The organism is Acidobacteriota bacterium (assembly GCA_009861545.1).
In the GTDB taxonomy this organism is placed as follows: Bacteria; Acidobacteriota; Vicinamibacteria; order Vicinamibacterales; family UBA8438; genus WTFV01.
The window spans coordinates 1-14,551 of record VXME01000077.1; the positions used below are offsets into that span (position 1 = coordinate 1).

18 protein-coding genes are annotated in these 14,551 nt (G+C 70.4%); 15 read left to right on the forward strand and 3 right to left on the reverse strand.

All coding sequences use genetic code 11. The annotated features are described in order from the left end of the window. The 8 genes from F4X11_12880 to F4X11_12915 all read left to right on the forward strand — a co-directional run. The coding region (locus F4X11_12880; protein ID MYN65906.1) for a hypothetical protein at positions 1–686 on the forward strand (686 nt) is incomplete at its 5' end. Then, positions 604–1,245, forward strand: coding sequence for a zinc ribbon domain-containing protein (locus F4X11_12885; GenBank protein MYN65907.1), 642 nt, complete (start codon positions 604–606; stop codon positions 1,243–1,245). The genes F4X11_12880 and F4X11_12885, both read left to right, overlap by 83 nt. Before the next feature lie 5 nt (positions 1,246–1,250). Then, a complete protein-coding gene (locus F4X11_12890) occupies positions 1,251–2,585 on the forward strand; it encodes a hypothetical protein (protein ID MYN65908.1) in 1,335 nt (444 codons plus the stop codon). 112 nt (positions 2,586–2,697) lie between these two features. Beyond that, positions 2,698–3,450, forward strand: a complete 753-nt coding sequence (locus F4X11_12895) for an ABC transporter ATP-binding protein (GenBank protein ID MYN65909.1) — start codon at positions 2,698–2,700, stop codon at positions 3,448–3,450. Next, a complete protein-coding gene (locus F4X11_12900; GenBank protein ID MYN65910.1) occupies positions 3,110–4,126 on the forward strand; it encodes a hypothetical protein in 1,017 nt (338 codons plus the stop codon). The genes F4X11_12895 and F4X11_12900 overlap by 341 nt, the downstream gene beginning before the upstream one ends. Further along, entirely contained in the window at positions 4,123–4,797 is a 675-nt protein-coding gene (locus F4X11_12905; GenBank protein MYN65911.1) for a hypothetical protein, read from the forward strand. The genes F4X11_12900 and F4X11_12905 overlap by 4 nt, the downstream gene beginning before the upstream one ends. A 12-nt stretch (positions 4,798–4,809) precedes the next feature. Next, positions 4,810–5,169: a CcmD family protein gene (locus F4X11_12910; protein MYN65912.1), complete on the forward strand. Its 360-nt coding sequence runs from the start codon at positions 4,810–4,812 to the stop codon at positions 5,167–5,169. Beyond that, positions 5,169–5,351 (forward strand): hypothetical protein, encoded by a 183-nt coding sequence (locus F4X11_12915; GenBank protein MYN65913.1) that lies wholly within the window; start codon positions 5,169–5,171, stop codon positions 5,349–5,351. Before F4X11_12910 ends, F4X11_12915 begins: the two co-directional genes overlap by 1 nt. A 33-nt stretch (positions 5,352–5,384) precedes the next feature. Here F4X11_12915 and F4X11_12920 read toward each other — a convergent pair whose 3' ends face one another. Both F4X11_12920 and aroA read right to left on the reverse strand, forming a co-directional pair. Next, the gene (locus tag F4X11_12920) at positions 5,385–5,885 is read right to left on the reverse strand and encodes a shikimate kinase (protein ID MYN65914.1); all 501 of its coding nucleotides are present in this window, start codon (positions 5,883–5,885) and stop codon (positions 5,385–5,387) included. A gap of 67 nt (positions 5,886–5,952) precedes the next feature. After that, positions 5,953–7,260, reverse strand: coding sequence for a 3-phosphoshikimate 1-carboxyvinyltransferase (gene aroA / locus F4X11_12925; protein ID MYN65915.1), 1,308 nt, complete (start codon positions 7,258–7,260; stop codon positions 5,953–5,955). A gap of 152 nt (positions 7,261–7,412) precedes the next feature. On the opposite strand from aroA, the gene F4X11_12930 reads away from it, so the two are divergent. The 5 genes from F4X11_12930 to F4X11_12950 all read left to right on the forward strand — a co-directional run bounded on the left by F4X11_12930 (position 7,413) and on the right by F4X11_12950 (position 11,522). Beyond that, the gene (locus F4X11_12930; protein MYN65916.1) at positions 7,413–7,928 is read left to right on the forward strand and encodes an ATP-binding protein; all 516 of its coding nucleotides are present in this window, start codon (positions 7,413–7,415) and stop codon (positions 7,926–7,928) included. After that, entirely contained in the window at positions 7,925–8,758 is an 834-nt protein-coding gene (locus tag F4X11_12935; GenBank protein ID MYN65917.1) for an inositol monophosphatase, read from the forward strand. The genes F4X11_12930 and F4X11_12935 overlap by 4 nt, the downstream gene beginning before the upstream one ends. A 276-nt stretch (positions 8,759–9,034) precedes the next feature. Next, the gene (locus F4X11_12940) at positions 9,035–9,787 is read left to right on the forward strand and encodes an outer membrane beta-barrel protein (protein ID MYN65918.1); all 753 of its coding nucleotides are present in this window, start codon (positions 9,035–9,037) and stop codon (positions 9,785–9,787) included. Between the two features lie 46 nt (positions 9,788–9,833). After that, positions 9,834–10,451: a hypothetical protein gene (locus F4X11_12945; GenBank protein MYN65919.1), complete on the forward strand. Its 618-nt coding sequence runs from the start codon at positions 9,834–9,836 to the stop codon at positions 10,449–10,451. Between the two features lie 48 nt (positions 10,452–10,499). Then, a complete protein-coding gene (locus tag F4X11_12950) occupies positions 10,500–11,522 on the forward strand; it encodes a glycosyltransferase family 2 protein (protein MYN65920.1) in 1,023 nt (340 codons plus the stop codon). On the opposite strand, the gene F4X11_12955 is transcribed toward F4X11_12950, so the two are convergent. Next, positions 11,509–12,609 carry a hypothetical protein gene (locus F4X11_12955; protein ID MYN65921.1) on the reverse strand — a complete coding sequence of 367 codons (1,101 nt, stop codon included), beginning with the start codon at positions 12,607–12,609 and terminating at the stop codon, positions 11,509–11,511. The two genes, F4X11_12950 and F4X11_12955, sit on opposite strands and share 14 nt — an antisense overlap. Before the next feature lie 30 nt (positions 12,610–12,639). Here F4X11_12955 and F4X11_12960 point away from each other — a divergent pair, with 30 nt between their 5' ends. Both F4X11_12960 and F4X11_12965 read left to right on the forward strand, forming a co-directional pair. Beyond that, positions 12,640–13,713, forward strand: a complete 1,074-nt coding sequence (locus F4X11_12960) for an HYR domain-containing protein (protein MYN65922.1) — start codon at positions 12,640–12,642, stop codon at positions 13,711–13,713. Further along, positions 13,710–14,546: a hypothetical protein gene (locus tag F4X11_12965; GenBank protein ID MYN65923.1), complete on the forward strand. Its 837-nt coding sequence runs from the start codon at positions 13,710–13,712 to the stop codon at positions 14,544–14,546. The genes F4X11_12960 and F4X11_12965 overlap by 4 nt, the downstream gene beginning before the upstream one ends. Positions 14,547–14,551: the final 5 nt, after the last annotated feature.

A 14,551-nucleotide genomic window follows, 5' to 3' on the forward strand; every position in this document is an offset into this window, starting at 1 on the left:
CGCTGGTGAACTGGATCTGGTTCGGGTTCGCGCTGCTGGCGTTCGGGACCGGGATTGCGCTGCTGCCGGAGAGCCGCTTCGCGTTCCTCGCCAGCCGGGCGCCCGGCTCGGAGGTCGGCGCGACGTCGGGGGTGACGACCACGATGCTGGTCCTGGCCCTGGCTGTGCCGGGGCTGGCGGGGCCTGTGCACGCTCAGGTCGGCGCCCCGCCGGAGTCGTACGCCGCCACCACGCCGCTGGAGGCCGACCTGCAGCGGCGGCTCGTCTGCACCTGCGGCGATTGTCCCCACTACACGTTGGCCGACTGTCGCTGTTCGTCGCCTCCCCGCTACGTCCGAGGGTCGGACGGTTCGCAGCAACTCGTGGCCGCGGGCGCGGAGTTCATGCGAGGCCAGCTTCGCGAGCAGATCGAGGCTGGCCGCGGCGAGCGCGAGATCCTGGACTACTTCGTCGCCGCGTACGGCAGCCAGGAGCCGCTCGGCGCGCCGCTCGACGAGGGTTTCAACCGCATGGCCTGGCTCTTCCCCTATCTCGTGGGCTTCGGGTGCCTGGTGGCCGTAGGCGGTGTTGCGGTCCGCTGGTCGCGGCGCGGCGGGGCCACGGATGGCAAGGCGGCGCCGGCCCCCGAGCCGATCGACGCCGAGCTCGACGCCCGACTGGATGATGAGCTCCGGAACCTCGACTGACGCCGCGCCGGCGACTTTCCGCCCCTGGCACTTTTTCGTACTGGCCGGCCTGGCCGGCGCGACGGTCGCAGTGGTCACCGTGCGCCCGAGCGGTCTCGCGCCCTTGGTGCTGGTGGTGCTGGCCGCGTGGGCCGGTGCTTACGTCGGCTACGCGATCTATCGCATGGTCGTGCCGCTGCTGACGCGCGACTTCGCCGAGCGCGTCGAGATGGTGGGCGGCCGAACGCGGGCGGCCCTCGACCGCGAGAAGACCCTCGTACTGCGTTCCCTCAAGGAGCTGGAGTTCGACCGGGCGATGGGCAAGGTGTCCGACGCGGACTTCCACGAGATGGGCGGTCGGCTCCGCTTCCGCGCCCGCTCGCTCCTGAAGCAGCTCGACGTGGACGGGGCCAGCTACCGCGACCAGATCGAGCGTGAGCTGGCCGAGCGGTTGACGGGAGCCGGCGACGCGGGGACGGAAACGAGCGGCGCGCCGGCGACCCTTCTGGTGTGCGTCCACTGCGGCGCAAGCAACGACCTCGACGCGAAGTTCTGCAAGGCATGCGGGGCGGCGCTGTAGGCGTCATGGGAATCGAAGAGGAGACGGAGCGGGTGGGGACGGCGCACCGCGTTGCGGCCAGGCGCGGCTTCCCTGGAGCCGTTCTTCTCGCCGCCGTGGCGCTTCTGCTGTCCGCGCCGGCGTCGGCGCAGCCGGATCCGCGCCAGATGTCGGGCATTCCGCTTCCCGATCCGCAGTTGCCGGCCGGCACGATTACGGTGCGGGTCGTTCGCGGCACCCTGTCCAACAACGTGCCCGATCAGGCGGTGGAGCTGCGCGAGGGAGACAACGTCGCCACCGCCGTGACGAACGCGGAGGGCCGGGCCGAGTTTCTGACGCTGAATCCCGGGGCGACGGTGGTGGCGGCCACCGAGCTCGACGGGGTACGCCTGGAGTCGCAGCCCTTTCCCGTGCCGGGGCAGGGAGGCATTCGGCTGATGCTCGTAGGCGGCGCCGACCCGCCGCAGCCGGATGCGCCGGCCGAGTCCGGCACGGTCAACTTCGGCTCCGACTCGCGGATCGTGATCGAGCTGGGCGAGGAAGTGCTGAACGTCTATTACCTGCTCGACATCGTGAACTGGCGCGACGTGCCGATCGAGCCGGACACGCCCATCGCGCTGTCGCTGCCGGTCGGCGCGACGGGCACGACGCTGATGGGCGGCTCGACCCCGCGCGCGGCCGCGGCGGGAGCGCAGGTGTCGGTGCCGGGTCCGTTCCCGCCGGGCATGACGCCGCTCCGCGTCGGCTTCGTGCTGCCGTACTCCGGCCCCAGCCTGGCGTTCGAGCAGCCCTTGCCGGCCGCGCTCGAGTCCCTGCTGCTCGTGGTCGAGAAGTGGGGCGACATGGACATCGCGTCGGAGCAGATCGCGCGGCGCGCCGACGCGAGCCCGGAGGGAGCCGACGGGCGGACCTTCATCTTCGCGGCAGGTCCGCTCGTGGCGGCCGGCGCGGCCGTGTCGCTGGAGATCTCCGGTCTTCCGCACCACAGCCGATCGCCGGCGATGCTGGCGCTGGGGGTGGCGTTCGTGTTGCTGGCCGCCGGCGCCTGGGGCGCTGCGACGCCGGATCGTTCGGCCCCGGCCGCCGAACGGCGCCAGCAAATGGAAGCACGCCGGGAGAAGCGTTTCCGCGAGCTCGTGAAGAACGAGCAGCAACATCGTGCGGGCCGGATCGGCGATACGAAGTACGCGAACCGGCGCCGTGTCTTGATGGCCGAGCTCGAACGGATCTACGCCGAGCTCGACGACGAGGTCGCGCCGGTCCTGCCGAGCCCGGCCGCCGCCGGGGCGGGGGTGCCGCCCGTCACCAGCCAGTCGAGCAGCGCCGGCCAGGAGCTTGCGCCGCAGGACGCAACGAAGTGAGTTCCGAGGGGCAGGGTCCTGCGGAGGTGGGGGCCGGGGCCGAGCACGGAGTCTCGCGACGGGTTTGGCGGCGGTAGCCGGCCCCGCTTCGTTTCCCGCGGTTCGCCATCCCATGCCGACCACGAGTTCGGGCGTCTTCGACTTCGAACGGCTCACGGTCGCCGGCGTCTCGCGCCACTACGGCCGCCAGCGCGCGCTGTCGCGCGTGTCCCTGAACATCCGCGGCGGTGAGATCATTGGGCTCCTGGGCCCGAACGGCGCCGGCAAGTCCACGCTGCTCGGGGTGCTCGCCACCCTGATCGCTCCGTCGCGGGGGCGGGTTCTGTACGGCGAGCTTCCGGCACGCGAGCTGGGGGCGGCGTTGCGCCGCCGCCTGGGCTATCTGTCCCACGAGCTGCAGCTCTATCCGGAGCTGACGGCCGGCGAGAATCTGGAGTTCTTCGCCCGGCTCTACGGCGTCGCGCAACCGGCGGATCGCGTGGCGGCGGCGCTCGCGCGGGCGAGACTCACCGAGCGCGGGGGGGATCGTGTCGGTGGTTTCTCCCGGGGCATGCGGCAGCGTCTGGCTCTGGAGCGGGCGCTGTTGCACGAGCCGCGGCTCGTGCTGCTGGACGAGCCGTTCACCGGTCTCGACGAGCGGTCGGTCGGCGACTTCGTGGCGCGCCTGCGCGGTCTGCGCGCGGCGGGTCGCATGGTGCTGCTGGCGACACACGATCTGGACATCGTCGACGGGCTCCTCGATCGCGCCGTGGTCCTCCGCGCCGGGCGCACGGTACCGCTCGGCGAAGACGGCGGCAGCCTTCGCGAGAGATACCGGGCCGCCGTCGCCGACGAACGCGCGGGGAGGACGACCTCCGGTGCGTGAGGTGCTCCGGATCGCCTGGCTCGTCCTGCGCAAGGACATCCGCGTGGAGTCCCGCAGCCGCGAGGTCCTGTACACGACCACCTTCTTCGCCGCGTCGTGCGTGCTCGTCTTCTCGTTCGCCTTCGTGCGTTCCGGACGTCCGGTGGAGGGGGCGGAGTCCGGCATCGTCTGGGTCGCCCTGGCCTACGCGGGCCAGCTTGCCCTGGGGCGCGCGTTCGAACGCGAGCTGCATCACGACGCACTGCGGGGGCTGCTGCTCGCCCCGGTCGAGCGGGGCGCCATCTTCGCCGGCAAGCTCCTCGGCATCGTGCTGCTGATGGCGCTGGTCGAGGTGGTCGTCGTCTTCTTCGTGGCGCTGTTCTTCTCGACGCCGTTCTTCGAGCATGCGCTGTTGTTCGTCGGATTGCTCGCGGCGGGCACGATCGGCTTCGCGGGGGTCGGCGCGCTGTTCGCGGCGATGCTCGCGAGGGCCCAGAGCCGCGCGGTGCTCCTGCCGGTGCTGCTGTATCCGATCACGGTGCCGGTGCTCATCGCCGGCGTCAACGGCACGCTGGCGCTGATCCAGGCCGATCCGAACCTCGACCTGGCGCGGTTCTGGCTGGCGCTGATCGTCTTCTTCGACGCGGTCTTCCTGACGCTCTCGTTTTGGACATTCGAACCGCTCATGACAGAATGAGGCGCATGACGGGACGCTGGTCGATCGGGTGGCTCGCCGTCGCCACCGTGATGTTCGCAGTGGCTCCGCTGCTGATCGCGCAGGCGCCCTACGAGGCGACCATGGGCCTGGTGGCCAAGATCGTCTACTTCCACGTGCCGGTCTGGTTCGTGATGTTCCTCGCGATCTTCGTCTGCGGCATCTCCAGCGGCATCTACCTGTTCAAGGAGCGGCCCGCGGCCGATCGGCTGGCGGTGTCCGCGGCCGAGTTGGCGGTGCTGTTCGGGGCGATGGGCCTGGCCACCGGCCCGCTCTGGGCGCGGGTTTCCTGGGGCGCCTGGTGGGTCTGGGACGTCCGGCTCACCCTGGCGCTGATCCTGGAGATGACCTTCGTCGCCTACCTGCTGCTGCGCAAGTACGGCGGGCCCGGCTCCGACAAGCTCTCCGCGGGGCTGGCCCTGTTCGGCATGTTCAACGTGCCCATCGTGTACGTGTCGGTCAACGTCTGGCGGACCCTCCACCCGCAGACCACGGTCGTGCCGGAGTTTCCGGCGTCGATGGCCGGCCCGTTCTGGTGGTGCGTGGCGGCTTTTCTCGCGCTGTTCTTCGTCATGCTCGGCGGCCGGCGCCGGCTGGCGGAGCAGGAGGCCGAGCTGGACCGCCTGCGACTGGCGTATGACGACGACTACTGACCCCTTCACAGGATGCGACGCGTGCTGGCGATGAACCCCGGAATACCTGGCGTTGGAGGCGCCCGCCGGCGACGCGCGTCGCCGTTGGCGCTCGTATCGGTCCTTGCGGCGGCGGTCGTGTGCGTCCTGCCTTGTTGGGCCGCGGCCCAGCCGGAGCAGGTGAACGAGTTCGTGCCGATCGACGAATTGCCGGAGGAGGATCGCCTGCCCGCGGCGCCGTTCCTGATCAGCGCCTACGCGATCGTCTGGATCCTCGCGTTCGGCTACTTCTGGCTCCTGTCGCGGCGGCAGGCCGACGTCGAGCGCGATCTGGCGGAGCTGGCCCGCCGCCGTCCGGTCCCGGACGACGACGATCCCCTGGAGGCGGCCTGATGTTCGACATGACCGCCGGCCACTTCGTCTTCATTCCGGCGGTGCTGCTGTTCGGGATGGTGATCGGCTGGATCCTCGGATCGCGCGCCGCCGCCGACGCCTACGCGGCCGAGCTGCGCCGCCGCGAAGAGCGGGAGGCGCGGGCGGCGCGGCGCGCGCAGGTCAAGCCGCGGACGGCGTGATCCGCCGTTCGCGCGGCGTGGCCGCAGACGCCTTCATTCTCCCAGCCATTCCAGAACGCGCTCGACCAGCTCGCCGGCCGGTGCGCGGTCGGCGTCGAGCCGCAGGTGGGCGTGCCGGTAGGCCGACTGCCGCGTCCGGTACAGCGCCTCCATGGTCGTGCGGTCGGCCGCCAGTGGACGGCGGCCGTCCGGCGGGATCCGATCGACCACGGTCTCGAACGAGACGTCCAGCCAGATGGAAGCCCCGTCGGCGTTGATGAGTTGCCGATTCGCCGGGTCGGCGAATGTCCCGCCGCCGGTGGCGACCACCGTGTGCCGCATCGGCAGCAGCTCGCGGAGCACCTCGCGCTCGACCGCGCGAAATCGGGCTTCGCCGTGCGTCGCGAAGATGTCGGCCACCGCGCGGCGCTCGCGCGCCTCTATCCGCGAATCCACGTCCTCCACCCGCCAGTCGATACGCGCGCCGAGCGCTCGGGCGACGGTCGATTTGCCGGCGGCCATGAAGCCTACGAGAAAGACCTTGTCGGTTCGCACGCGGCGCAGTGTAGCAAGGGTGCGGCGGATTGCGCGGGCGCCCCGGCGGCGCGCGGTCCCGCGCCGATCAGGCGCGCAGCGAGTCCAGGGCGCTGAAGAATCCCGGATACGAGACGTCCGCCGCGCCGGCGCCGTGGATCACGCTCGGTCCGGCGCCCGCGAGGGCCGCCACCGCGAACGCCATGGCCAGGCGATGGTCGCCGGCCGCGTCCGCCGCGCCGCCCGGCGGTACGCCCTCGCGCTCGGCGCGGAATCCGTCGGGACGTTCGTCCACCCGCACGCCGATGGCGCGCAGGCCGGCCGCAAGCGCCGTGATGCGGTCGCTCTCCTTGTGGCGCAGCTCCGCCGCGCCGCCGACGTCCACGGCGGGGCCGTGCGCGGCGAGGGCGCCGAGGACCGGAAGCTCGTCGATGAGCGACGGCACCTCCGGCGCCCCGATGACGAGGTTCCGGAGCGATCCCGAGCGGACCCGGACGTCGCCGAGGGGCTCGCCGCCGGAGCTGTCCTCGACGCGCACCTCGATAGCGGCGCCGGCGCGCATGAGAACGTCGAGGAACGCGGTGCGTGTCGGGTTCAGCCCGACGGCCTCGATGGTCACGTCCGAGTTCGGCACCACGGCGGCCGCCGCCGCCCAGAAAGCGGCCGACGACGGGTCCCCGGGCACTCTGAGGGCCAGCGGCCGGAGCGGAGAGCCGCCGGCGACCGCGACCGCGCCGTCTCCGGCGTCGACCGGCACCCCGAACGCCTCGAGCGCGCGTTCCGTGTGGTCGCGGGTCGGCGCCGGCTCGCGGACTCGCGTGACTCCCCGGGCATGCAGGCCGGCCAGCAGCACCGCGCTCTTGACCTGGGCGCTGGCGACGGGCGGCACGTACGTCATGCCGTTCAGGGAGCCGCCGCGAATGCGCAACGGTGGGCGGCCGCCGTCGGCTTCGACGCGCCCCCCCATCCTCTCCAGCGGCTCGATGATGCGCCGCATCGGCCGGCGCTGCAGGGACCCGTCCCCGGTGAGCACCGCATCGAACGGATGCCCGGCGAGGATGCCGGCCAGCAGGCGCATGGTCGTGCCCGAGTTGCCGGCGTCGAGCACGCGCGCCGGGGGAGAGAGACCGCCGAGCCCGCGGCCCGCGACGCGCAAGGTGGATGTCCCGTCGCTCGTCCCGGTCTCCTCGATCTCGACGCCGAGCTCGCGCAGGCAGCGGAGCGTCGAGCCGCAGTCCGCGCCCGTCGAGTAGCCGTCTATCGTCGACGTGCCATGCGCCAGCGCCGCCAACAGGGCATAGCGGTGGGATATCGACTTGTCGCCCGGCACCCGCAGCCGCCCCCGCAGCAGCCGGGCCGGTTCCACGATGACGGAGGGCGACGCCGCGACGCGCATGCGCGCCCACTATAGCGCACGTTTCTTGCTTGCCGGTTGCACGCGGTACTACCCGACGTCGACCGGCAGTTCGAACGGAGGGGCAGCCGCTTGGCGTCGAACCCGCTCGTTTCAATGGCACTTCACCGTGAGCGACTATTGGACGACCTGCCATGCGACCCTCCTTGCCGACGAGCTTGCCCGACCGCGGCCAGCCGGTTATCTTTACGCGTCGACCCCAGCGCATGCCTCCCGCCGGGAATCTCATCCGCCTCGACTTTCCGAGCCATCTGGACATGCTGGACGTGGTCCAGGTGTTGACGGATCACGCGGGTCAGGTCGGAGGTCTCGACGAGGAGACGATCCACTGGGTCGGCGTGGCGGTTCGCGAATCGGTGATCAACGCGATCAAGCACGGCAACGGTGAGGACCGCAACAAGCGCGTAACCGTCGAGATCCGGCTCGAGCCCCGGGCGAAGCCGTTGCGCCTGGTCATTCGCGTTCTCGATCAGGGTCCGGGTTTCGACCCGGACGCCGTAGCCGATCCCCTGGCCCCCGAGAACCTCCTCAGGTCGAGCGGCCGCGGCATCTTCTTCATGCGCAGCTTCATGGACGACATCAGGCTGCAGCGAATCCCCGAAGGGGGGATGGAGGTGCGCATGGTCAAGAAGCTGGGCGCGGCGGAATGACGCGGGGCGGGCCGGGCCGGCGTGGCGATGCGGAGGCGGTGGATCCACTCCTGGTCGCCACCGCGGCCGAAGCCGTGCTGCAGGCCGGAAGGATTCAGCGCGCACACTTCGGAACCGACGTGCAGGTCGACAAGAAGGGGGTCATCGACCTGGTGACGCAGGTCGACCTGGAGGTCGAGCGCTGGTTCCGCAACATGATCGGGGAGCGGTTCCCGTCCCACGCCATCCTCGCGGAGGAGCTCGACGATCACGCCGGCGTACCCGCGCAGCCGCGCTACTGCTGGGTGTTCGACCCGATCGACGGCACGGTCAACTATGCGCACGGCCTGCCGATCTTCTGTGCGTCGCTGGCGCTCGAGATCGACGGCGTTCCAAGCATCGCCGCCGTTTACGACCCGATGCGCGAGGAGCTCTTCACGGCCGAGCTGGGCTCCGGCGCCCGGGTCAACGGCGTTCCGTTGCGCGTGTCCACGACCTCGGGGCTGGTCGACGCGATGCTCTGTACGGGGTTTCCGTACGACGTGCATGAGACGGTGGACGAGGTGATCGGGCTGTTCGGCGCGTTCGTTGCCGAGGCGCGGGCCGTGCGGCGGCTCGGCTCCGCCGCGCTCGACCTGTGCTACGTGGCGGCCGGGCGGTTCGACGGCTTCTGGGAGCAGCGCCTGCATCCGTGGGACATGGCGGCCGGCGCGCTGATCGCGGCCGAGGCCGGCGGCACGGTCTCCACGCTGGCCGGCGCGTCCTTCGATTCGCGCGAGGGCTCGGTCGTGGCGACCAACGGTCTGCTGCACGACGCCATGCTGGGCATCATTCGCGGACGCGCCGTATAGCCCATCGCCCTGCCTGCGCGTCGACAGGGTGTCGATGGTCGGCCGGCGTTCTCTGCACTGGACGGTTGGACACCAATCCGCGACACCGATCGGCGAGTCGACGCTCGTCTCTTGCCAGCTTCGGCCGGGGCCCCGCGGCCGAGCCGGACCCGTCTCCGCCAGATAACATGGGATGCTTCCGCGGCTCCGGCCGAGCGGAAAGCACTGATGGCGCGCGCGTTCCGCGTGCCGGCCTGCTGGCATCGATCGTGCTTGTAGACAGGTGGGAGGGATCGAATGCCTGTCTACTACACACCGGAGGCCAGCATGTCACGCAGCGCCAGGAGAACGGGTTTCGCCGCCGCCGTAATCGTCGCGAGCGTCCTCGGCACGGGGTCGGCGCTCGCGCAGCAGTCGGTCACGCTAACCGCCGGGCAGTTCGCGATCAAGGGATTCGACAGCCGGATCGACCGTGACGTCCTGCTGGAGAACCTGAACGTCTTCGCGTTCCGGCTGGACGACTTCGACGGCGGGGCGGTGGGCGGGTCCTGGGATCTCGCTCTCGGGGACCACTTCGAGGTGAGTCTCGGCCTCGGCTTCTACCAGCGGACGGTCCCGAGCGTGTACAACGACTACGTGGACGTCGACGGCAGCGAGATCTTCCAGGACTTCCGTCTCCGTATCGTTCCGGCAACCGCGACCATCCGCTTCCTGCCGTTCGGAGACACGCCGGTACAGCCGTACTTCGGTGGCGGGTTCGGCCTCTACGCGTGGCGCTACGCCGAATTCGGCAAGTTCATCGACTTCAGCGCGGTCGACCGGTTCGGTTCTTTCGATACGTTCAACGACCGCTTCGTGGCCGAAGGGACGGACGCCGGCGGCGTCGTGCTGGGCGGGGTGCGGATTCCCTTCGGCGACCGGTACGCTCTCGGCCTCGAGGCCCAGTACCACGAGGTGAGCGGGTTGGTGGGCATCGACAACGGGTTCCTCGAAGACGAGATCGACCTCGGCGGCCTGACCACGCAGGTGACGTTCCAGGTGGGTTTCTGACCGGCACGGTGAGGCCGCGGACGTGCGGCGGTCGCCGGTTGGTATAATGCCGGCGTCCGTGGCCCGCATCGTATCCTGGATTCAGGCCTTCGCCCTCGGCATCGGCGGCCCGGGGCTGTTCGTCGTCGCCTTCCTCGACTCGTCCTTCCTCTCCCTGCCGGAGATCAACGACCTGCTCGTCGTGATGCTGGTGATCGAGCACAACGCGCGCATGCCGTACTACGCGCTGATGGCGACCCTGGGCTCGGTCACCGGGTGCCTGGTGCTGTACTGCATCGGCCGGTCCGGCGGCGAGGCCCTGGTCCGGCGGCGGTTCGGCGGGCCACGGATGGCGCGGGCTCTCGCGCTTTCGAAGCGCTATGGTGTCTTCGCCATCGCCATCCCGGCCATCCTGCCGCCGCCGGCGCCCTTCAAGATCTTCGTGCTGCTCGCGGGGGTCGCGGCCGTGCCCTTGTGGCAGTTCGCGACTACGATCGCCCTGGCGCGGGGATTCAGATACTTCGCGATCGGGATGCTCTCCGTCCGCTATGGAGACGACGCCATCGCGTTCATCGAGGCCAACGGCCGCGCCGTCGCCCTCGTCCTGGTGGGATTGATCGTCGCCGGCGGCGTGGTCTGGATCCTCTGGCGGCAGCGCAGGGCGACGCGCACCGGCGAGCTATAATCGACCGCCTCCACGGGTAGATTCCCCGCGGCCTCATCGAAGCGAAGCATGACCCCCGACCTCTCGGTCGTGATTCCCCTCTACAACGAGGAGCCCAACGTTGCCGAGTTGCACCGCGAGCTGACCGCGGCGCTGGGCGCCTGGGGCCGTTCCTACGAGCTCCTGCTCGTCGACGACGGCAGCAGCGACGGCACCTTCGCGGCGTTGAAGTCGTTGCAGGCCGGGGACCCCCACGTTCGCGTCATTGCGTTTCGGCGGAACTTCGGACAGACCGCGGCGTTCGCGGCCGGCTTCGCGCACGCGCGCGGGCGGGTCATCGCTACCGCCGACGGCGACCTGCAGAACGACCCGCGGGACCTGCCCATGATGGTGGACAGGCTCGACCAGGGGCACGACATCGTCTGCGGGTGGCGCCGAAAGCGCCGCGATCCGTGGCTGAACCGGCGGCTGCCTTCGAACATCGCCAACTGGCTGATCTCGCGCACGACCGGCGTGCGGCTTCACGACTACGGCTGCTCGCTCAAGGTGTTCCGGGGCGATGTGGTCCGCTCTCTGCGGCTCTACGGCGAGATGCACCGGTTCATTCCGGCTATCGCCAGCGAGCAGGGGGTCCGCATCGCCGAGGTCGAGGTCAACCACCGGCCGCGGCGCATGGGCGAGTCCAAGTACGGTCTGGCCAGGACGATGCGGGTCGTTCTCGACCTGCTGACCGTCAAGTTCCTGCTCAGCTATTCGACGCAGCCGATTCAGATCTTCGGTCCGCCCGGGCTGTTGATGGGGACGGCCGGACTCGCCATCACCGCGTACCTCGGATACGTGCGGCTCGTCGCCGATCAGCCGATCGGGGACAGACCGCTGCTGCTGCTCGGCATCCTGCTGATCTTCGCCGGCATGCAGTTCCTGACGTTGGGGCTCCTCGCCGAGTTGCAGGCCCGGACGTACCACGAATCGCAGGACAAACCGATCTACGCGGTTCGCGAGATCCTGGAGACGCAGGCCGACCCGTCGCCGCACGACCGGGCATCCGACGCCACGGGCGGGGGCCGAGCCGGCCGCGTCACGCCCCGCTGAGCAGACGGGCTGCCGCGAAGATCCAGACAACCACCACGGTTTGCTCGCCAAGGGCCGGAAGACGCCACGCGTCCTCGGCGAATGCCGTCCCGTCGTCCGCATGAAGGGCGACCGGCTGTCGGAGCTCGAAGGCAAGCTGATCGGCAACCCCGGCGCCGCGCGCGTGGTGGGGCTCTCCGGGGTGGAATACGAGCGCGTGCGTGTCGCCGACGACTGCGACCGGCGCGTCGCCACCGATCGCCACCGGTGCGAGCAGCGGATCCTCCGGCTCGATGATGCCGCGCACGCGAATCTCTTCGCGCGGCGGCGCTTCCGGCAGGCGCTGCCACAGATCCCCGCGGATCGGCGTGGTGAACCACGCCAGGCCGTATGGCCGGGCCGGCGTCATGTCGACAGCGACGTGGTCCCGAACCGCCTCCCCGATAATCCCCGCCGCCACGACGCACCCGACGCCCGACCAGTGCGAGTCCTGTCTGCAGTAGAGCGGCCCCTCGTGATGAAACCGGTCGCGGAGGAACGCCGGCGTCAGATCGACCAGACGAACGCCCTGGGCCCGGAGGTCGTCGTAGAGGGCCTGCAGGGTCGCGTCGAGCCGGCGGACCGGAATCGGTACGTCGAGGTCCGGCGCGAGCCGGTCGGGGTAGACGATGCCCTTCGGCGGCACGGGTGCGACGATGAGCTCGATGCCGTCGCGGCGCAGCCTCTCGGCCGCCGACGCGATCGCGGCGACAGCCGTACCCGAACGGGGAGCTGCGGCGCCCAGGGCGGCGGCTTCGTCCACGGCGAAGAGCCACCCGTCGCTGCCGGTCAGGACCTCCTCTCCCGCCGCCGACGCTTCCGCGGCCAGCCGCGCGCAGGCAACCCGGAATCGTTCGACGAGCTCGGGGTCGGCGGGACCCGCGCAGGCCATGGCCGCTGTCAACAGCAACCAGGAGGCCGCGGGGCCCCGGGGACGGCGCTTCTTGGGATCGGTGCCCTCGACGGGCCGGACGCGTGTCGTGCTTGCGGTCGAGCACGTCGCGGTCCGACGGCCCGCCGCCGGAGGCGTGCGTCGCGAATTGATTCGCATGACTGTTGAGGCTAACATCTCGTCACCGTCGAATCGTCCGGCCTCGTCGTGAGATTCCACAGCAGCAGTACGCTCGTTCCAGTCGTCACGGTCCTCCTCTGGCTGTCCGCATGCGCAGAGTCGTCCGTGTTGCCGCCGGCGACGCCCTCGCCGTTGCCCGCCGACAGGATCGGGCGCCTCGCGATCGCCTGCCCGGCCGGCGGTCGGGCCCAGTCGTTCGACGGCAGACCGGCCACGGTGCACTTCGCGGCGCCTGTCGTCAGTGGCGGCCAGCCGCCGGTGACCGCGGGGTGCTCGCCGCACTCCGGCAGCGCCTTCGGAATCGGTACGACGGAGGTGACGTGCGGCGCCTCGGATGCACTGCAGCAGACGGCGAGCTGCGTGTTCGGGGTGACCGTTCTCGGTCCGCCGAAACTGGCGGTCACCCGGTTGCTCGCGTTCGGGGACAGCATCACCGCGGGTGTCGTGTCTTCACCGAACGGAGGAGCGAGGCTGGACAGCTTCAACTCCTACCCGGCCCGTCTCCGGCGGCGTCTGGCTTCACTCTATCTGACCCAGGACATCGAGGTCGTCAACGCCGGCGTGCCTGGAGAGGAAGCGTCGCAGGCCGAGGCACGATTCGGCCTGGAACTCGGGAGGCACCGCCCGGAGGTCGTGCTGTTGATGCACGGCACCAACGACCTGGACGTGATCGCCGGATCCGGCGCGGACAGCGCCGCCGCGGCCCTCGACGGAATGGTCGCGGCCGCGCGCGCCGCCGGCATCGATACTCTTCTGATGACCATCCCACCCCAACGAGGCACCGGCTCGGCGTCTCTCGTATCGGGGCTGAACAGCAGCATCCAGGCGATCGCCGCCCGACACGGCGCCGAGCTCATCGATATCCATCACCTCCTGCTGACGGGACCGTGCAGCGGCCTGCCGCAGATTCCATGCATCGGGCGCGACGGCCTGCACCCGACGGAGCAAGGCTACGACTTGATGGCGCAAGAGCTGGAGCGGGTTCTCGTGGCCCGCTACGACGTGGAGATCGTGCCCGCGACCGGCGAGCAGCGCGGCGCTGCGCGTGGAATGGCGCTCGCGTCGGGTGAACAGTCGGTCGCTCGCCGGAGACAGGGATGACCCACACCTTGTGGCGCTCGGCGGCGGGGATGGGATTGAGCTCGCTCCTGCTGTTCGCCGCTGCCGGCTCCGTGTTCGCACAGGAGGAAGAGCCCTCGGTTTCCCGGGCGCCGGAGGCTCGGTCCGGAGATTCCGGATGGCTCCTTTCCGGCCGCATGCTGCTCCACGTCAATGGTGGTTACCAGGTCGGTGACACGCGTTACGCCAGGGAGACCGATTTTCGAGCGTACGGCGAACGCGCGCGGTTTCTGGTGAGCGAGGAGTTCGGGGGCACCGCGCACGTCGACGCCGGCGGCGCCCTGCATCTCTGGCGCGGACTGGAGATCGGCGCGAGCTACACCCAGGTCGGCAGGTCCGGGACAGCGCTGGTAACCGGCGCGGTCCCGCACCCTCTCGATAGGGGCCGGGATCGGACGGCGCCTGCGCAGACGCTTACGCTGCCCCATCGGCAGCGAGCCACCCACGTCTACGCTGCGTGGCGCTTCAGACCGAGCGGCATCTGGAGTCTGGCGTTCTCGGCAGGGCCCACTTACTTCAACCTGCGCCAGGGGGTCGTCGCCAACCTGACCGCAAGCGAGGCGGGCGGACCGCCGTTCGCCGACGTCGATCTGCGGGTCGATACCGGGGAGCACACGAGAAACGGCGTGGGGTTCAATGCGGGCCTCGACGTTACGGTCATACTGACGCCCGCCAGGTTGGCGCCCAAGCTCGGCGTGGGGTACTTCGTACGTCTGACGCTCGGTTCGGTCGATACGCCTTCCGCCGACGGCGAGCAGAGTACCTACTACGTCGGCGGGATCCAGACCGGCGCCGGGCTCCGCGTGCTGTTCTGACGCGG